Annotated in this window: 19 protein-coding genes and 1 other annotated feature; of the genes, 9 read left to right on the forward strand and 10 right to left on the reverse strand. The window is 53.2% G+C overall.

Features of this window, described 5'->3' with window-relative positions:
- Nucleotides 1-77: 77 nt before the first annotated feature.
- The 5 genes from recR to JKP81_RS18960 all read right to left on the reverse strand — a co-directional run bounded on the left by recR (nucleotide 78) and on the right by JKP81_RS18960 (nucleotide 4,235).
- Nucleotides 78-683, reverse strand: a complete 606-nt coding sequence (gene recR / locus JKP81_RS18940; RefSeq protein ID WP_017460002.1) for a recombination mediator RecR — start codon at nucleotides 681-683, stop codon at nucleotides 78-80.
- Nucleotides 683-1,012 (reverse strand): YbaB/EbfC family nucleoid-associated protein, encoded by a 330-nt coding sequence (locus JKP81_RS18945; RefSeq protein WP_017460001.1) that lies wholly within the window; start codon nucleotides 1,010-1,012, stop codon nucleotides 683-685. Before JKP81_RS18945 ends, recR begins: the two co-directional genes overlap by 1 nt.
- Nucleotides 1,013-1,093: 81 nt before the next feature.
- Complete coding sequence (gene dnaX, locus JKP81_RS18950; RefSeq protein WP_200552941.1) at nucleotides 1,094-3,031, reverse strand: DNA polymerase III subunit gamma/tau; 1,938 nt, start codon at nucleotides 3,029-3,031, stop codon at nucleotides 1,094-1,096.
- Nucleotides 1,697-1,761: a sequence feature (DnaX frameshifting element), on the reverse strand. (Overlaps the previous gene by 65 nt.)
- A gap of 121 nt (nucleotides 3,032-3,152) precedes the next feature.
- Nucleotides 3,153-3,704 carry an adenine phosphoribosyltransferase gene (gene apt, locus JKP81_RS18955; RefSeq protein ID WP_017459999.1) on the reverse strand — a complete coding sequence of 184 codons (552 nt, stop codon included), beginning with the start codon at nucleotides 3,702-3,704 and terminating at the stop codon, nucleotides 3,153-3,155.
- A gap of 153 nt (nucleotides 3,705-3,857) precedes the next feature.
- Complete coding sequence (locus JKP81_RS18960; protein ID WP_017459998.1) at nucleotides 3,858-4,235, reverse strand: DUF454 family protein; 378 nt, start codon at nucleotides 4,233-4,235, stop codon at nucleotides 3,858-3,860.
- 68 nt (nucleotides 4,236-4,303) lie between these two features.
- Between JKP81_RS18960 and priC the strand changes: the two genes are divergently transcribed.
- Both priC and rsmS read left to right on the forward strand, forming a co-directional pair.
- Entirely contained in the window at nucleotides 4,304-4,831 is a 528-nt protein-coding gene (gene priC / locus JKP81_RS18965; RefSeq protein WP_200552942.1) for a primosomal replication protein N'', read from the forward strand.
- Nucleotides 4,832-4,844: 13 nt separating this feature from the next.
- The gene (gene rsmS / locus JKP81_RS18970) at nucleotides 4,845-5,000 is read left to right on the forward strand and encodes a pleiotropic regulatory protein RsmS (RefSeq protein ID WP_200552943.1); all 156 of its coding nucleotides are present in this window, start codon (nucleotides 4,845-4,847) and stop codon (nucleotides 4,998-5,000) included.
- 15 nt (nucleotides 5,001-5,015) lie between these two features.
- On the opposite strand, the gene mscK is transcribed toward rsmS, so the two are convergent.
- Nucleotides 5,016-8,354, reverse strand: a complete 3,339-nt coding sequence (gene mscK, locus JKP81_RS18975; protein WP_370568901.1) for a mechanosensitive channel MscK — start codon at nucleotides 8,352-8,354, stop codon at nucleotides 5,016-5,018.
- 145 nt (nucleotides 8,355-8,499) lie between these two features.
- Nucleotides 8,500-9,153 (reverse strand): multidrug efflux transporter transcriptional repressor AcrR, encoded by a 654-nt coding sequence (gene acrR / locus JKP81_RS18980; protein WP_200552945.1) that lies wholly within the window; start codon nucleotides 9,151-9,153, stop codon nucleotides 8,500-8,502.
- A 142-nt stretch (nucleotides 9,154-9,295) separates the two neighbouring features.
- Between acrR and acrA the strand changes: the two genes are divergently transcribed.
- From acrA to JKP81_RS19010, 6 genes are all read left to right on the forward strand, one after another.
- Nucleotides 9,296-10,489: a multidrug efflux RND transporter periplasmic adaptor subunit AcrA gene (gene acrA, locus JKP81_RS18985; protein WP_200552946.1), complete on the forward strand. Its 1,194-nt coding sequence runs from the start codon at nucleotides 9,296-9,298 to the stop codon at nucleotides 10,487-10,489.
- A gap of 22 nt (nucleotides 10,490-10,511) precedes the next feature.
- Nucleotides 10,512-13,661, forward strand: a complete 3,150-nt coding sequence (acrB, locus tag JKP81_RS18990; protein WP_200552947.1) for a multidrug efflux RND transporter permease subunit AcrB — start codon at nucleotides 10,512-10,514, stop codon at nucleotides 13,659-13,661.
- A gap of 528 nt (nucleotides 13,662-14,189) precedes the next feature.
- Nucleotides 14,190-14,564 (forward strand): Hha toxicity modulator TomB, encoded by a 375-nt coding sequence (gene tomB / locus JKP81_RS18995; protein WP_017459991.1) that lies wholly within the window; start codon nucleotides 14,190-14,192, stop codon nucleotides 14,562-14,564.
- A gap of 23 nt (nucleotides 14,565-14,587) precedes the next feature.
- Nucleotides 14,588-14,806 carry an HHA domain-containing protein gene (locus tag JKP81_RS19000; RefSeq protein ID WP_017459990.1) on the forward strand — a complete coding sequence of 73 codons (219 nt, stop codon included), beginning with the start codon at nucleotides 14,588-14,590 and terminating at the stop codon, nucleotides 14,804-14,806.
- 76 nt (nucleotides 14,807-14,882) lie between these two features.
- Entirely contained in the window at nucleotides 14,883-15,449 is a 567-nt protein-coding gene (gene maa / locus JKP81_RS19005; protein ID WP_200552948.1) for a maltose O-acetyltransferase, read from the forward strand.
- A 100-nt stretch (nucleotides 15,450-15,549) separates the two neighbouring features.
- Nucleotides 15,550-16,029, forward strand: a complete 480-nt coding sequence (locus JKP81_RS19010) for a YlaC family protein (protein ID WP_200552949.1) — start codon at nucleotides 15,550-15,552, stop codon at nucleotides 16,027-16,029.
- On the opposite strand, the gene JKP81_RS19015 is transcribed toward JKP81_RS19010, so the two are convergent.
- On the reverse strand, nucleotides 15,989-17,443 hold the full coding sequence (locus tag JKP81_RS19015) for a PLP-dependent aminotransferase family protein (protein ID WP_200552950.1): 1,455 nt from the start codon (nucleotides 17,441-17,443) through the stop codon (nucleotides 15,989-15,991). The two genes, JKP81_RS19010 and JKP81_RS19015, sit on opposite strands and share 41 nt — an antisense overlap.
- A 99-nt stretch (nucleotides 17,444-17,542) precedes the next feature.
- Between JKP81_RS19015 and JKP81_RS19020 the strand changes: the two genes are divergently transcribed.
- Nucleotides 17,543-18,244 carry a GNAT family N-acetyltransferase gene (locus tag JKP81_RS19020; protein ID WP_200552951.1) on the forward strand — a complete coding sequence of 234 codons (702 nt, stop codon included), beginning with the start codon at nucleotides 17,543-17,545 and terminating at the stop codon, nucleotides 18,242-18,244.
- Here JKP81_RS19020 and ykgO read toward each other — a convergent pair.
- The gene (gene ykgO, locus JKP81_RS19025; RefSeq protein ID WP_025263710.1) at nucleotides 18,241-18,381 is read right to left on the reverse strand and encodes a type B 50S ribosomal protein L36; all 141 of its coding nucleotides are present in this window, start codon (nucleotides 18,379-18,381) and stop codon (nucleotides 18,241-18,243) included. The two genes, JKP81_RS19020 and ykgO, sit on opposite strands and share 4 nt — an antisense overlap.
- Nucleotides 18,382-18,384: 3 nt before the next feature.
- Nucleotides 18,385-18,645, reverse strand: a complete 261-nt coding sequence (locus JKP81_RS19030; RefSeq protein WP_017459984.1) for a type B 50S ribosomal protein L31 — start codon at nucleotides 18,643-18,645, stop codon at nucleotides 18,385-18,387.
- Nucleotides 18,646-18,734 lie beyond the last annotated feature (89 nt).

Raw genomic sequence — 18,734 nt, forward strand, 5'->3', positions numbered from 1 at the left:
TAAAAATGCGTTGAGGGAGAAGTGGGGATATTGGCGGGAAATTTCAAGCGGAGGCAAAAATTTCTGCCTCCGTTTGGTTAAAAACGAATCTTGTGGCGGCCGGCCAGCGAGTGCGACAGCGTCGTCCCGTCAACCATTTCCAGTTCGCCGCCCACCGGCACGCCGTGGGCGATACGGCTGGCTTCCACACCATACTGCGCGCAAAGCTCAGCAATATAGTTAGCGGTCGCTTCGCCTTCCACCGTCGGGTTGGTGGCGAGGATCAGTTCCTGGATTTTCTCGGACGCCAGACGCTGTTCCAGCCGGTCAAGGCCAATGTCGTCCGGGCCGATGCCGTCGAGCGGTGACAGATGCCCCATCAGCACAAAGTAGCGACCGGAAAACTGCCCGGTCTGCTCAATAGCATAGATATCTGCCGGGCTTTCCACTACACAGATTTGACCGTTTTCCTGGCGTCGCGGGTTACTGCAAATATTGCAGACTTCCTGTTCGGTGAACGTGCGGCAATCGGCGCAGTGGCCGATTTCCGACATCGCCCGAGTGAGCGCCTGTGCCAGCCGCATTCCGCCGCTGCGATCGCGCTGCAACAGCGTAAACGCCATACGCTGCGCCGACTTCGGGCCGACGCCCGGCAGGCAGCGCAGTGCTTCCATAAGCTGCGTTAACAGCGGGCTGGTCTGCATCAGAACGGCATCTTAAAGCCTGGCGGCAGCGACATACCGGAAGAGACGGAGGCCATTTTCTCTTTCTGCGTTTCGTCAATGCGGCGAGCAGCATCGTTAAAAGCAGCGGCAACCAAATCTTCCAGCATCTCTTTGTCGTCTTCCAGCAGGCTCGGATCGATCTCCACGCGACGGCAGTTATGCGCGCCGTTGATGGTCACTTTCACCAGACCCGCGCCCGATTCGCCGGTCACTTCCAGCTGCGCGATCTCTTCCTGCACTTTCTGCATTTTTTCTTGCATCTGCTGGGCCTGCTTCATCAGGTTACCCAGACCGCCTTTTCCAAACATAGGCTTCTCTCTTTAGCTGTGGTGACTGACCAGAGTGATAAGTCACATTCAGGGTTGAAAACGGGTAGCCGCAGCTGCCCGTCAAAGGGGGCGAATACTCTCTTCGTCCAGATCCGCATCGAAAAATCGTTGCAGCGTCTGGATGTTGTTATCCGCAATGATCGACTCGCGCGCCTGCGCAAGTTTTTCCTCATAGATTGCCTGTCGCCACTCCAGCGGCGTACGCACTGCCGGATTATCATCTTCAATGATAGTCAGTTCAACCGCTGCGCTATGTAATTCACTCAGCGCCTCGCCCAGCGTTTTCAACGCGCCCTGCGAGTTTAGATGGCGCTGGGAGCTACGCAGATGCAGGCATATTCGTTCGCCGTCCTGCTCTTTCCAGGCATTCAGCGCAACCTGCTCGACCAGTTTCGGCAATTTGAGCTGGCTGACTTCTTTCGCCCAGGCGTCGCGTTCTATCGCTTCTTCCGCCAGTTTTTTCGCCAGCTCTGGCGTTTTTTCATGCTCGAGCGCTTTTTTCAACGCTTTGGGTGTGGCGACAACTTCTTTTACCGTTTCCACAACCGTTGTCGCTTTCCAGCGGTAGGCTTCTTTTTTGGCCGGAGTCTGTTCGAGCGCAGACGGAGCCGGACGCGATTGCACACGCTCGGTCACCGAAGCCAGTCGTTCCAGCGCGGCGTTACTCACCGGCCGCGCGCGGGTTGCGGCTGCCGGTTCACTCTTTTTTGCTTTGTCTGCTCCCTGCGCGCGTTGCAGTTGTCTGCGCGCTGCCAGCACCTGGCTGGTCGCGTCGGGCATCGGCGCATCTTGCGGCGGCGGTATCTGCGAAGGCATTTGTGGTGCGACAGCAACCTGCTGCGGCGAGACCACCGCCGTGGGTGCCACGGGAGCAAAAGATTGTTGTGGAGCTTCCGGCGCGGCCAGCGGCATACGCGGGTGGAAAGCCAGCGCGCGCAGCAGCGTCATCTCGACGCCCATACGCCTGTCCGGCGCAAACGGCAGCTCTTTGCGGCCAATCAGCAGCGTTTGGTAATAGAGCTGCACATCGGCGGGCGGCACCGTGCGAGCCAGTTCGCGCAGACGGTGTTCAACCGGTGCCATATCGCTGCCAAGTGCCGCAGGCGTGAGCTGAACCATCGCGATGCGGTGCAGTAACGTTTGCATTTCCAGCAGCAACGCATCCCACTCAACGCCGCGCGAGGCCGCATCGTTCACCAGCGACATTGCACGTTCGCCATTGGCGGCGACGACCGCTTCAACCAGCGAAAGCGCCTGGTCGTCATTCAGCGTGCCGAGCATTGAACTGACCACTTCAGCGGAAAGCTGGCCATTGCCGCTAGCAATCGCCTGATCGGTCAGACTCAACGCATCACGCAGGCTGCCGTCGGCAGCGCGCGCCAGAAGTTGCAGCGCGCGGGGCTCGTGCTCAATCTTCTCGTCATCGAGAATATGTTCGAGCTGATTACGGATCTGGTCGACATCCAGCGCTTTCAGATGGAACTGCAGGCAGCGGGAGAGAATGGTCACCGGCAGTTTTTGCGGGTCAGTGGTCGCCAGCAGGAATTTGACATGCTCGGGCGGCTCTTCCAGCGTCTTTAACAGCGCGTTAAAGCTGTGACGCGAGAGCATATGCACTTCATCAATAAGATAAACTTTAAAACGCCCGCGCGCCGGTGCGTACTGTACGTTGTCCAGCAGATCGCGCGTGTCTTCCACTTTGGTGCGCGAGGCGGCGTCAATTTCTATTAAATCAACAAAGCGGCCCTGCTCGATTTCACGGCAGTTATCACAGACGCCGCACGGGGTGGCGGTGATGCCGGTTTCGCAGTTAAGCCCCTTCGCCAGCAAGCGGGCAATAGAGGTTTTTCCGACACCACGGGTGCCAGAAAACAGATACGCATGATGGATGCGTCCTGAAGATAAGCCGTTCGCCAGTGCGGTCAGCACATGCTCCTGGCCGACGACGTCAGCAAAAGTTTGTGGTCGCCATTTTCGGGCTAAGACCTGATAACTCATTGGCAGGCTCTGAAACGCTGGAAGGTGGATTTACGAAGGGATAATGCTAACACAGCCATGCTGTGAATACACTCCATCCCTCAGGCGTGAGGAATGGAGGTAATTGGCGTACACAGCGCGATTAATGCCCCGGGAACGGCACCAGGCTGTAGCTGGTAATGCCCTGTTTTTGCAGGCGCTGTTCGCCGCCAAGGTCGAACAAATTAATGATAAATGCGGCGTCGGTCACTTCTCCACCCAGACGGCGAATCAGTTTTACCGTCGCCTCAATGGTGCCGCCAGTCGCCAGCAGATCGTCCACCACCAGCACTTTATCGCCGGGCTGGATCGCATCAACGTGGATCTCTAACTGATCGGTACCGTACTCCAGCTCATAGCTTTCGGCGATGGTTTCGCGCGGCAGTTTACGCGGTTTACGCACCGGTACAAAACCGACGCCCAGACCGAGTGCGACCGGCGCGCCAAACAGGAAGCCGCGCGCTTCGGTACCGACAACTTTGGTGATCCCGGCGTTTTTATAACGCTCAACCAGCAGTTCAATGCTGAGAGCGTACGCTTTCGGGTCTTCCAGCAAACTGGTGACATCACGGAACAGGATGCCCGGTTTCGGGTAATCCTGAATGCTTTTGATGCTGTTTTTAAGAAATTCAAGCTGCTGCGCAGTCGCTGTCATGGATTTTTGCCTGATAGAAACGGTATTACTCACGGTGACGCGCGTTGAAGGTTTGATGTAACCACTGATTAACATTTAATCAGCCGCACCCGTGCTCGAAAACGCTCGAATTTACTGGCAGTCCGCCACAATTGCAACTGCCTTCGCTGCGCTTTATGGTTTTTGTTGCTTTGCGTCAATCACCGGGATGCGCCACATAAAGAAAAGCAGACAGGCCAGAATGACCAGCAACAGAATACGTACCCATAACATGTTCACGAAATATAATGAAATGGCGAACGTAACCAGGATGACCGCAATCGCGCGCGGCTTCGCGCCCGGTGGCATTGCACGGTACTGCTGCCAGTGGCGCAGATAACCACCAAACCAGGAACGGTAGAGCAACCACTGATGAAAACGCGGCGAAGATCGGGCGAAGCACCACGCCGCCAGCAATATAAAAGGGGTGGTCGGGAGCAGCGGCAATACCACGCCGAGCGTACCAAGGGCTACCGCCAACCAACCTATGATGATTAAAATAGTGCGTTGCATAATGCGAATCGTTATCAGGATGAGCGGCTAATGTAGCACAGTCAGGGTGATTTACAGGGGGAAGACGCGTGAAAAGCGCCGTGCTTTTACAGAGGCTGGAACAACAACTCGCGACGCTACGCCAGCAGGTCGCACCGCTGGCGCAACACGCCACGGTAAGCGCCCGTTTTGACAGGCATCTTTTTCAAACCCGCAGTACGCGGATGCAATCTTATCTTGATGAAAGCACAGCGAATATGGCGGCGTTGCGCCATGCGGTTGAGCATGGGCGGCTGGAACAAGTAGTCTGGCTGGCGGAGCATTTGACCGCGCAAATCGCGGCGTTGACGCGCGAAAGCGCCGTCTGGTCGCTACGCGAGTGGGATCACGCTTCGCCGGGCATTGCACGCTGGCAGCGCAGACGCCTGAAACATCAGGAGTATGAGCGTCGACTGCTGACGATGAAACAAGAACGCGAACAGCGTTTGCGTTCGGTCACTACGCTTGTTGAACAGCAACAGTTGCATAAAGAAGTTGAAGCGTTTGCCGGCAGGCTTGCCCGTTGTCGCCATGCGCTGGAGAAGATCGAAGGCGTACTGACGCGCTTAACCCGTTAACCCAGGAGAGAGAATGTCACTGGAAAATGCCCCGGATGAGGTCAAGCTGGCGGTGGATTTGATTATGTTGCTGGAGCAGCATGATATTGCGCCTGAGCTGGTGCTGAAGGCGCTGGAGATTGTAAAAAAAGATTTTGAAAACAAACAACTGGATGCCCCTCTCCCGTAAGAGAGGGGAACGCGTTTATTGCGCGACCGACGGTGTCGGATCGTCACCTTTTAGCTCACGCTTCACTTCGGTCAGCTCATCACCTTTATCATTACGCAGGTGCACTTCCAGCTGATTGAAGGCGATATCAATATCATTGTCGCGACACAGTTTATCGATGGTGCGGTTGAGCTCATCCACCGTATAGCTGCGATCGCGCAGTTCACGCACATACAGACGCAGCTCATGATCCAGCGTGCTGGCGCCAAAAGTAGTGAAGAAGACAGCTGGTTCCGGATCGTGCATCACTTTTGGATGCTCCATCGCCGCTTTCAGCAGAACTTTTTTCACCTTGTCGAGATCCGAACCATACGCCACGCCAATGCGGATCACCACGCGGGTGATGGTATCGGACAATGACCAGTTAATCAGACGCTCGGTGACGAACGCTTTATTGGGGATGATGACCTCTTTGCGGTCAAAATCGGTAATGGTGGTGGCACGGATACGGATTTTACTGACCGTACCGGAAAAGGTGCCAATGGTTACCGTATCGCCTATGCGCACCGGGCGTTCAAACAGAATTATCAGGCCGGAAACAAAGTTACCGAAAATTTCCTGTAAGCCGAACCCCAGACCAACCGACAACGCGGCTGCCAGCCATTGCAGTTTATCCCACGAGACGCCAAGCGAGCCGAACACGGTTAACGCGCCAACGGCAATGATGATGTAGTTGAGAATAGTGGTGACGGCATACGAGGAGCCCTGGCGCATATTCAGCCGCGAGAGGATCAGCACTTCCAGTAAGCCCGGTAAGTTGCGGATCAGCGCCCATGCCACGACAAAGACAATCACCGCAAACAACAAGCTGCCGAGCGTCACGCTTTTCGTCACCGCCGCACCGGCTTCAGTGCCGTTGTAATGCCACAAGGTGATACTGTCGAGGTAGGCGAAAACGGTGATCAAATCTGACCAAATCGCCCAGAACACTACGCCAAACAGCGCCACCATCACCAACATCGTGATACGCAATGTCTGCTGGTTGACCTGCTCCAGCGCAATGGTCGGTTCTTCTTGCGGTTCAGCCCCTTCCGCGCCCTCTTTCACCATATTCTGCCGACGCGCCAGCGCACGACGATACGCAATACGGCGTGCCGCTACGCTTAAGCCACGCAGCACCGTCTGGTAAAGCAGGTTCCAGATAATGACCAGGTAAACCGTTTCAATCCAGCGCCCGGAGAGGCGCAGCGTGGTATAGAAATACCCCGTCGCCGTCAGCACCATTAAGGCAATGGGTACAATCGCCAGCACGGTAACTGTCACCAGACGCATGCTGTGCGACTCTTTATCACGCCAGCTTTCGCGGAACATCGGCCACACCAGCGCGGTGATCACCAGCAAGTTAACCAGAATGACAAACTGCCCGATCACATCGTCCATCAGATGCAACGGAGAGAGTTCCGATACCACCGACCAGAAATGCAACGGCAATAATGCCAGGCTGATACGAACAATCTGCCGACGCCAGTGGCTGGTGAGCTGTGCAGGCATATTAAAGTGGCTGACCGCAACGCCGTCTTTTTCCAGCACTTTCCAGCACAGGCCAAATACCAGCCAGAACAGCGCCAGTTTTTTACTGAATGCCCACAGCAGCTCGCTAATGTTTAGCTGCATGGTTAGCAGGATCAGGCCGACCGCCAGGATCAGCAAACAGACCGGCAAGGCACGAATCAGATCGATAAAAATCGCTTTCGGCGTATGCAACTGGCTGTCGCTACGCAGTTGCCCAACCTGGGCGGCGAGTTTCGCCTGGTAGCTTTTCAGCCAGCGCAAACGCCAGCGAATCACCCCGGCAATCAGCAATAATGGCAAACCGGCCAGAAAAGCAATGGCCACCGCTGGCCAGGCTTTTTCCCAGTTAACGGTAATTTTGGTGCTTTTAACCTGGTCGCGTAGCGCTTTCGGGAAAGATTTGAACCACTCCCAGTCCATCGGCTTATTACTGTTTACCCAAAAGATTTGCTGGGTCAGGATCTCTTGTAAGCTTTTCGACACGCTCATCAATTGCTGCTGATTCACCTGCAAGTTGATGGCCATCATGAGCTGGTTGCCAAGCTGCTTGTTCAGTTGATCAAGCAGTTCGCGGCGCATATCGACTACTTGCAACAGCGCGTCATGAACCTCGTCGTTAACGTCGGCCTGGTGCCCCTCTTCCAGCTTGGCGACAAAGTTATCGCTCTGGAACAGGGCGTCACGCTGCTGGTTGATGTCGAACTGCTCAAGACGCAGATCCGCAATGCGGTTGGTCATATCTTCCAGTTCATCCGCCGACGGTAAGGTCTGCTGTTGCTGGTAGAGAATACGCGACAACAGTAAGCTGCCTTTCAATACGGAAATCTGTTCTTTTATATTGCGCTCAGACTGCAACGCACGATCGAGCCAGTTTTTCACCTTGATATTCTGCTGCACCAACGCGTTACCGCTCTCTGTCGCAGAAATCAATTTCTGGCTCAGTTGATGGTTAATATCCAGCTCTTGTTTTACCAGCGGGTTCGCCTGGATGCGCGCCGTTTCGTCTGGCGTGACCGCTTCTTGTGCGGTTTTTTCGGTGAGCGTCAGGCGTTTGCTGTTTACCGCTTCCTGCAATAACTGGAGCTGGTGTTCAAGGCGATTACTGTTCGCAGTTACGTAATCGCGCTGTTTTTGCAACGTATCTTGCAATACCGTGTTGCCTTCGAGGCTTTTGCGCAGCTGTTCGATCTGCGCATTGAGCAATGCCTGCTGTGCCTGCAACAGATTTTGCTGCGAAGGACGCAGTGCGCCTTCACCCGCCGCAGTGCCGTTCAGACGGTTGCGAATTTGCTGCAGCTGCTGCGAAGCGGAGTACATAGAATTCTGCACACGCTCCGGCTGAGTCTGTAAGGACACCAGTTGGCTGTTGTAATTGGATAAGTCGTTTTGCGCGGTTTGCAGATCTTCCAGCAGTTGTGAAACGCGGGATTCGAGTTGGCGCAGGGAGAGCGAGGCCAGCGTTTTACGCGTCTCGTCGTCGTTGTCTTTGTCGTTAAGCGCGTTGAGCGCATCTGTTGCCTGGCGCAGTTTGTCTGGCGCCTGGGCAACTTTTTGCTTGAGTAGCGCGGTTTCTTGCTTGACCCGGTCAATTTTGTCGAGCGTGTCCAGCGTCTCCGTTAAATCCTGGATAACTAATTTGTCCTGCGCGGAGTGCTCTTTTTGCTTATTTAACGCGTCAAGCTGGCTTTGCACATCGGTGCGGGAAGGCAAATCGTTGGTTGTCTGCGCCCGGGCGACGTTACTCGCAAGGCAAATAATGACAAGAAACAATGCGGCGGCAAAAGCGGCGAACGTGTTTCGCATGCGATAGTTGTGCAACATAATTTGAGCGATCGTTTTCTGTTCGGGAAGGCGGCCGGAATAGCCACGCGCGCAAGAATATCACGCTGTTATGCAACAACCTAGCGAAGTGAGAAACCTCCAGGAGAAATCCTGGCGGCTTACAATGTTATGCGTTAAGCGCGTGCTGCTCAGCGCGTAGCGTCGGGCAGAGCTGGCACATCTCAAGCAAAACAGAAACGTAATCACGCGCTTCTTTTTTGAGATCAAAAGATTGCGGAGCAAAGAGCCAGTTTTCCATAATGCCTGAAACATAGGCGCGTATAAGCACTGCGACGCGGCGGGTCAGTAAGTTGTCCGGCAGCAATTTTGCTTGCATACATTCGCGAAGTGTAAGCTCGATTCGATCATAACTTTCCAGGCACAAATTCCGCTGCGCTTCTTGCACAATCGCCATTTCGCCGACAAACTCACATTTGTGAAAAATGATCTCCATCATTAAGCGACGCCGTTCTTCAACAACTGTTGCTTCAAGGATATAAACCAATATTTCTCTTAATACAGAGAGTGGATCGCCGGGGAATTTTGCCCGATACTCAGTCTCAAGATCGCTAATACTGGACTCTGATAGCTCCCATATTTCACTAAACAAATCCGACTTGTTTTTGAAGTGCCAGTAAATCGCGCCGCGAGTCACGCCTGCCGCCTGCGCAATTTCAGCCAGCGACGTTGCAGAAACGCCATTCTGCGAAAACAGACGCATGGCGACATCAAGAATGTGCTGACGAGTCTCCAGCGCCTGTTGTTTGGTTTTTCGTGCCATATGTTGGTGAATTTACAGGAGTCAGATTTACATACATTTGTGAATGTTTGTACCATAGCACGACCATAATATAAACGCAGCAATGGGTTTTTGGGCCATTGATCCATTGATCAATTTGAAATCGGACACTCGAGGTTTACTTATGAACAAAAACAGAGGGTTAACGCCTCTGGCGGTCGTTCTGATGCTTTCGGGCAGCTTAGCGCTTACAGGATGTGACGAAAAACCTGCGCAGCAGGGAGCAGGCCAGATGCCAGAAGTTGGCGTCGTAACGGTCAAAACTGAACCTCTGCAAATCACCACAGAACTGCCGGGTCGAACCAGTGCGTACCGCATTGCGGAAGTCCGCCCGCAGGTTAGCGGCATTATTTTAAAACGCAACTTCACCGAAGGCAGTGACGTTGAAGCAGGTGTCTCGCTCTATCAGATTGATCCGGCAACTTATCAAGCGGCTTACGACAGCGCGAAAGGCGATCTTGCTAAAGCGCAAGCTGCCGCGAATATCGCGCAGATGACCGTGAATCGTTATAAAAAACTGATCGGCACCAAGTACATCAGCCAACAGGATTACGATACCGCCCAGGCGGATGCACAGCAGGCTAATGCGTCGGTTATCGCCGCAAAAGCAGCGGTTGAAAGCGCGCGCATCAATCTGGCTTACACCAAAGTGACCTCGCCCATTAGCGGTCGCACCGGTACGTCAACCGTGACGGAAGGCGCGTTAGTGCAGAGCGGGCAAACGACTGCGCTGACTACCGTGCAGCAGCTTGATCCGATCTACGTTGATGTAACCCAGTCGAGCAACGACTTCTTGCGCCTGAAACAAGAGATGGCAAATGGTTCTCTGAAACAGGAAAACGGCAAAGCGAAAGTGCAGTTGGTCACCAATGACGGCATTCAGTATTCGCAAGCCGGTACGCTGGAGTTCTCCGGTGTGACCGTTGACCAGACCACCGGTTCTATCACGCTGCGTGCGGTGTTCCCGAACCCTGACCACACTCTGCTGCCGGGCATGTTTGTGCGCGCCAAACTTGAAGAAGGTGTAAATCCGAACGCGATGCTGGTTCCGCAACAAGGCGTTGCCCGTACGCCGCGTGGCGATGCAACGGTGATGATTGTGGGCGAAGGCGACAAAGTTGAAATCCGTAATATCACTGCGACCCAGGCCATTGGCGACAAATGGCTCGTAACGGATGGCCTGAAAACCGGCGATCGCGTGATCATTACTGGTTTACAAAAAGTCAAACCGGGCGCGCAGGTGAAAGCGCAGGAAGTGACTTCTGACAATAAAGAGCAAGCCCAGGCCGGCGGCCAGTCAGAAAAACCGAAGTCTTAACTTAAACAGGAGCCGTTAAGACATGGCTAAGTTTTTTATCGATCGCCCCATATTTGCGTGGGTTATCGCGATTATCATCATGCTGGCGGGGGCGCTTTCGATCCTCAAATTGCCGGTAGCGCAGTATCCGACGATCGCGCCACCGGCAATTCAGATCACGGCTTCCTATCCAGGTGCTGATGCGAAAACGGTGCAGGATACCGTAACGCAGGTTATCGAACAGAACATGAACGGTATCGATAACCTGCTGTATATGTCCTCTGCCAGTGATTCCTCTGGTACGGTGCAGATCACTATCACCTTCGATTCAGGTACTGATGCGGATATCGCGCAGGTTCAGGTGCAGAACAAACTGCAACTGGCGATGCCGTTGTTACCGCAAGAAGTACAGCAGCAAGGTGTTAGCGTTGAGAAATCATCCAGTAGCTTCCTGATGGTTCTCGGTATGATCAGTACCGATGGATCCATGACGCAGGAAGATATCGCCGACTATGTGGGCGCGACCATTAAAGATCCGGTCAGCCGTACTGCGGGCGTGGGTGATGTTCAGCTGTTCGGTGCGCAGTACGCGATGCGTATCTGGATGGATCCGAACAAACTCAATAACTTCCAACTGACGCCGGTTGACGTGATTACGGCTATTAAAGCGCAGAACGCCCAGGTAGCGGCCGGTCAGTTAGGCGGTACACCGCCGGTGAAAGGGCAGCAGTTGAACGCCTCCATCATCGCGCAGACCCGTCTGACCTCGACCGAAGAGTTTGGCAAAATCCTGCTGAAAGTGAACAGCGATGGCTCGCAGGTTCGTCTGCGCGATGTCGCGAAGATCGAACTGGGCGGCGAAAGCTATGACGTTATCGCCCGCTACAACGGTCAACCGGCAGCCGGTCTGGGGATTAAACTGGCAACCGGCGCGAACGCACTGGATACCGCCGAGGCAGTACGCGGTACTATCGCCAAACTGGAACCGTTCTTCCCTCACGGTCTGAAAGTGGTTTACCCGTACGACACCACCCCGTTCGTTAAGATCTCTATTAACGAAGTGGTGAAAACGCTGGTTGAAGCGATCGTACTGGTGTTCCTGGTGATGTATCTGTTCCTGCAGAACTTCCGCGCAACGCTTATCCCAACCATTGCGGTGCCGGTGGTGCTGCTCGGTACTTTCTCCATACTCGCCGCGTTTGGCTACTCGATAAACACCCTCACCATGTTTGGTATGGTGCTGGCGATAGGTCTGCTCGTGGACGACGCCATCGTGGTGGTGGAAAACGTCGAGCGTGTGATGATGGAAGAAGGCTTGCCGCCGAAAGAGGCGACACGGCGCTCGATGGAGCAGATTCAGGGCGCGCTGGTCGGTATTGCGCTGGTTCTGTCAGCCGTATTTATCCCAATGGCCTTCTTTGGTGGTTCTACCGGCGCTATCTATCGCCAGTTCTCGATCACCATTGTTTCTGCGATGGTGCTCTCTGTACTGGTGGCATTGATCCTGACGCCAGCGCTGTGCGCCACGATGCTGAAACCTGTTGCCAAAGGCGATCACGGCGAAGGTAAAAAAGGCTTTTTCGGCTGGTTCAACCGCATGTTCGAGAAGAGCACGCACCATTACACCGACAGCGTGGGCAACATCCTGCGCAGCACCGGTCGTTATTTGCTGCTCTATATCATCATCGTTGCGGGCATGGCGGTGCTGTTTGTACGTCTGCCAAGTTCGTTCCTGCCGGATGAAGACCAGGGTGTATTTCTGACCATGGCTCAGTTGCCTGCGGGTGCGACTCAAGAACGTACGCAGAAAGTGCTGGATGAAGTGACGAAGTATTATCTGGAAAACGAGAAAGACAACGTTAACTCTGTCTTTACAGTTAACGGTTTCGGCTTCTCCGGTCGCGGTCAGAACACCGGTCTGGCATTCGTTTCGCTGAAAAACTGGGATGAACGTCCAGGTGAAGCGAACAAGGTTCCTGCGATTGCGGGCCGTGCCAGCGGACACTTTGCGTCGATTAAAGATGCGATGGTCTTCGCCTTTAACCTGCCAGCGATTGTCGAGCTGGGTACGGCTACCGGCTTTGACTTCCAGTTAATCGATCAGGCTAACCTCGGCCATGAGAAGTTAACGCAGGCGCGTAACCAGCTGTTTGGTGAAATCGCGCAGCATCCGGATCTGCTGGTCGGCGTGCGTCCTAACGGGCTTGAAGATACACCGCAATTCAAGATCGATATCGATCAGGAAAAAGCGCAGGCGCTGGGCGTATCGATTAGCGATATCAACACCACGCTGGGAGCAGCATGGGGTGGTAGCTACGTTAACGACTTCATCGACCGTGGTCGCGTGAAGAAAGTGTACGTGATGTCGCAGGCGAAATACCGCATGCTGCCAAGCGACATCGGTAACTGGTACGTCCGTGCGACCGATGGTCAGATGGTGCCGTTCTCAGCCTTCTCCACAACGCACTGGGAATATGGTTCACCGCGTCTGGAACGTTACAACGGTTTGCCGTCAATGGAACTTCTTGGTCAGGCAGCTCCGGGTAAAAGTACCGGTGAAGCGATGGCCATGATGGAAGAACTGGCCAGCAAGTTGCCTACCGGTATCGGCTATGACTGGACGGGGATGTCCTATCAGGAACGTCTCTCCGGTAACCAGGCGCCAGCGCTGTACGCCATTTCGCTGATTGTGGTCTTCCTCTGTCTGGCGGCACTCTATGAGAGCTGGTCGATTCCGTTCTCGGTCATGCTGGTGGTTCCGCTGGGGGTTGTTGGTGCATTGCTGGCGGCGACTTTCCGTGGCCTGACCAATGACGTGTACTTCCAGGTAGGCCTGCTGACAACCATTGGCTTGTCGGCGAAGAACGCGATACTTATCGTCGAATTCGCCAAGGATCTGATGGATAAAGAGGGCAAAGGGCTGATAGAAGCGACGCTCGAAGCAGTACGTATGCGTTTGCGCCCGATTCTGATGACGTCTCTGGCGTTTATCCTCGGGGTACTGCCGTTGGTTATCAGCTCCGGTGCAGGTTCCGGCGCACAGAACGCCGTAGGTACCGGCGTAATGGGTGGAATGATCACCGCAACCGTACTGGCTATCTTCTTCGTTCCGGTGTTCTTTGTGGTGGTCCGCCGCCGCTTTAGCCGCCGCAGCGAAGATATCGAACACAGCCACAAGGTTGAGCACCACTAAGTTACTCAGTCTCTATATTAGAAAAGGCCGCGCATAGCGGCCTTTTTCACATCAACTCATCCGTCAATAAACGGTCATTAAAAGCATTTATTGTCTGTTTGTTTATTTTATGCTGCAAATATAAGGCATATAATTACTGTGTATTTGGGATAAAACTTTGGTCGCCAGGTAATACTCTTAATTAGCTGGTACAATCAGATTAAGTCAGAAAAATCCTGGTATAAAAATATTCCCATCTGAGGAATAATCTCAACTGCGCTAACTTAATGAATCGTAAGGATGCGCGAACATTAAATCGCATAAACGCGACATTTTATCTCCATTGAATTGATTGCTATTTCGTCCATTTTGGACAGGAAAACATATTATTTGTAATTTTTCATGATGGCACCATGAAATCCTATTCAGACTAGCTTATAGTTATATCAACATCATAAAGCAGCCTGTGTCTCTGGTCAGAGCAGAAGTTTCCCATCCTGAAACAGCGTTTGGTTAGTAAAAAAATTACCACTCAGAAGGGGATGCGATATGGACGAATACTCGCCGAAAAGGCATGATATTGCGCAGCTCAAATTTCTCTGCGAAACGTTGTATCATGATTGCCTCGTTAATCTTGAAGAGAGCCATCATGGGTGGGTTAACGATCCTACATCAGCAATCAATTTGCAGTTAAACGAGCTGATAGAACACATAGCCACTTTCGCACTTAATTATAAAATTAAGTACAATGAAGATAATAAGCTGATTGAACTGATAGACGAATACCTCGACGATACGTTTATGTTGTTCAGTAGCTATGGCATAAATACACACGACTTACAGAAATGGCGTAAAACAGGTAACAAATTGTTCCGCAGTTTCGTCAATGTAAGCAAGGCTAATCCTGTTAGCCACTCTTGTTAATTTTTCAACACTAAGGTGAAGGTATGTCCGAAAAACCATTAACAAAAATTGATTATTTGATGCGTTTAAGACGCTGTCAGACAATTGATACCCTTGAACGAGTAATTGAAAAAAATAAATACGAACTTCCCGACGAGGAACTCGCGGTGTTTTATTCAGCAGCGGATCATCGTCTGGCAGAACTGACCATGAATAAGCTTTATGACAAAATCCCCTCCTCCGTGTGGAAGTTTGTGCGCTAATTCTCCTGAATGTTTATCGAAGATTTTTCTACCGCAACACGGCGTTCAACCTTGGTGACAGGTGTATCCGCTCCCAATGAATGATGAAAAACAAAAAATGACAGCCGGCCTACCCTACCGCCCGTCTGATGAAACCTTGCGTGCCGATCGCCTGCGCGCCCGGCAGTTGCTTCATCGCTATAACCATTCAGGCCCGGAGGAAAAAGCTGAACGCAAAGCCATCCTCAAAGATCTTCTTGGTCAAAGTGAAGATGCTTACATTGAACCCTGTTTCCGCTGTGACTATGGGTACAATATTTTCCTCGGTAAGTCGTTTTACGCTAATTTTGATTGCGTGATGCTCGATGTCTGCCCTATTCATATCGGCGACAATTGCATGCTGGCGCCTGGCGTACATATTTACACGGCAACGCATCCGGTTGATGCCGCGGAACGCATAAGCGGCATTGAATATGGAAAACCCGTCACCATTGGTCATAACGTCTGGATTGGCGGGCGAGCGGTGATTAATCCTGGCGTCACTATCGGGGATAACGCCGTCATTGCTTCCGGTGCGGTTGTGGTCAAAGATGTCCCACCTAATGTGGTCGTCGGCGGTAACCCGGCGCAAATCATCAAGACATTGCCCCCCAGCGCGCTGTAACTGTTATCGTTTTTTGTGGTGAAACTGTTACTTTTTTCATACATGGTGGCAACTTAAAATAGACTGTCCACCTGCAAAACAGTATCAACAAAGGCGTAAGATGACAGAGATACAGCGGCTGCTCACCGAAACGATTGAAGAGATAAATCAGCGCGAGAAACGAGATAACCGACCGCGCTTCAGCATCAGTTTTATTCGCAATCACCCCGGCTTGTTTATCGGTATGTATCTGGCCTGGCTGGCTACGCTCGCCGTGATGCTGCAATCCGAAACCCTCTCCGGTTCGGTATGGTTGTTGGTTGTCCTGTTCGTCGTGCTAAACGGCTTTTTCTTTTTCGATGTTTACCCGCGCTACAACTACGACGATATCGATGTTCTCGATTTTCGCGTCTGTTATAACGGCGAGTGGTACAACACCCGTTTTGTTCCTGATGGCTTGATTGAGGCCATTCTTCATTCGCCGAATGTCGATGACGAACATAAAGCGCAGCTACAGAAAATGGTTGAGCGTAAAGGTGAACTCTCTTTTTACGATGTCTTCACCCTAACCCGCCCTGCTGGCGCACAATCAGTCGGTTAAGCGCACTCACCGCCGCCGGAAACCGCGCGGCGGAGGTATTACCGTAACCCAGAACCAGCCCACTTGATGCCGCGTTTTGCTTAAGCCAGAAACGACTTAACGCATGCGGCGCAAGCTGAAGTTTGTGCGCTTCGCGAACAAGAGCCTGATCGTCAATTCCCGGAATTGATAACGCTAAATGCAGCCCACCGCCGCCACCATAAATATGATGCTCAACCCGTATTTCACTGTGTAACGCCTCCAGCAAATGTGCCTGCCGCTTGCGGTAGAGACGCCGCATCGCCGCCAGATGGCGCGTGTAATGCCCCTCTTCAATAAAACGCGCCAGCGTCAGTTGCTCCGCCCGGTGGCCACCGCGCAATAAACTACCAATAACCGGCGCGGCCGCCTGCGCCAGGGCAGGCGGCATGACCATAAAGCCAATACGCAGCGAGGGAAACAGCGTCTTGCTGAATGTCCCGATATAGACCACTGGCGGATGAGCCACCATGCCGAGCATTGCTGGAATAGGCTCGCCGGGATAGCGGAACTCGCTGTCATAATCATCCTCGATAATCCAGCTCCCCGTGCGGCCGGCATAATCCAGCAGCGCCAGCCGACGGGTGGCACTCATTACCTGGCCTAAGGGATATTGATGCGATGGCGAGGTGTAAATAATGCGCGGCGTAGTTGCCGTAACATCCAGCCGCATCCCTTCATTATCGACGCCGATTCCCGTGACATTTAACCCCGCCGATAAAAACGCGGTTTTTGCGCCGCCATAGCTAGGCTCTTCCACCCACGCTTTATCACCGGCATCGCACAACAAACGTACACACAGCATCAGTGCTTCCTGCGCACCTTCAGTGATCACAATCTGTTCGGCGTCACAATGAATACCGCGGGAAATTGCCAGATGGCGCGCAATTGCTGCGCGCAGGCGCAGTTCACCGGCAGACGCGCCATAATTCAGTAGCGCGTTGCCCTCGTCGCGCCATACTCGCTCCGTCAGACGCCGCCAGATAGCCAGCGGAAAATAGTTGGCGGCGGGAATGCCGGGAGTAAATGCCAGCGCGGGTGAATAACGCTGCACACCGCCGGGCAACTGTTGTACGCCGCGAGCCAGCCTGACCGGTGGCGGTGTCTGCGATGAACGTTCAACATTTGCCAGTGTGGCGACACGCGTTCCTTGCCGGTCACGCAATACATAGCCTTCCACCGCCAGTTGCTCAAGTGCTGTGTTAACGGTATTGCGTGAAAGCACCAACGCCTGTGCCAGCACGCGTGAACCCGGCAACAGGCTACCCGATTTTAACCTGCCATTACGTATCGCATCACGCAGCGCCAGATAAAGCGTCCGCTGCCGCGTCGCGCCCGTGCGCGCCGCCAGCGGCTGGCGCAGTAGCGCATATAACTCATCGTCCGGAATGTTCATATCCCGCTCTCAATCGTGGCCCCATAAGACTATAACGGTATGGATCTTTTTAGGGAACCAGTACCACGCTACGCTGGCAGCACATCAAAAGGAGCCACAATGAACGCATTCAACATGTATCAACAGCCGATTGGCGCAGCGCTGCCGGACTGGCAACCACGACCTTTCCCCGAGCGAGTAGTACTGAAAGGCGATTATTGTCGTCTCGAACCCTTGCAGCCAGGCCACGCCGCCGCGCTGTTTCAGGCGCATCAACGTGCGGGGGACAACCGTAGCTGGACATGGTTGTTACGCGAGCCCGAGCAGGATGAAGCCGCATTTAGCGCGTGGGTCACCAGCGTATGCGACCTTCTCGATCCACTTCATTTTGTCGTTATCGATAAACAAACCGGCTTGCCGGTTGGCAGCTTATCGTTGATGCGCATTGATGAAAAAAACGGTGTGGTAGAAGTGGGCAGCGTGCATTTTTCGCCCCTGCTAAGCCGTACCCCGGCATCGACAGAAGCGCAATGGTTACTGATGCGCTATGTTTTCGACACGCTTGGCTATCGCCGCTATGAGTGGAAATGCAACAGCCTGAATGAACCTTCACGCCAGGCCGCGCTGCGCTTAGGTTTTCAGTTTGAAGGCCGCTTTCGTCAGGCGCTGGTGAGTAAAGGCCATAACCGCGACACAGACTGGTTTTCAATTATTGATAATGAATGGCCAGCAGTGGATAGCGCGCTGCAACGCTGGCTTGCCGCCGATAATTTTAGTGCTGACGGCAAGCAGCGTTATTCCCTGGCATCGCTTCGCGCTTAACGTCTTTTCTTTTTACCCTGCACGGCTTTGAAGCGCGGGTTAGATTTGCAAATCACGTACAAACGCCCCTTGCGCTTAACGATTTGGCAGTCAGGGTGGCGTTGTTTCGCACTGCGTAGTGAATTCAGCACCTGCATCATTTACTCCTTTTTATCGGCAAAAAAGCGGCCATAACGCTGCTGGAAACGCGCCGCGCTGCCTTCGTTAGCAATCACTTTCTGTTTACCGGTGTAATACGGGTGCGAAGCCGAAGAGACGTCAATCGTGACGTACGGATACGTTACGCCTTCCAGCTCAATTTCACGGTCCGTTTTAATGGTCGAACCCACTTTGAAATACTCATTGGCGCTGGTGTCATGGAACACAACGGTACGGTAATGGGGATGGATATCAGGTCTCATTATTTACTCTTTTGTTTTGTTATAACATAACAAAAGTCTATCGGACTTGTTTGCCCATTTCAAGCGTTCCGCGTTATGCGTTTTTTGCA

The organism is Kosakonia sp. LAM2021 (assembly GCF_016620385.1).
GTDB lineage: Bacteria > Pseudomonadota > Gammaproteobacteria > Enterobacterales > Enterobacteriaceae > Kosakonia > Kosakonia sacchari.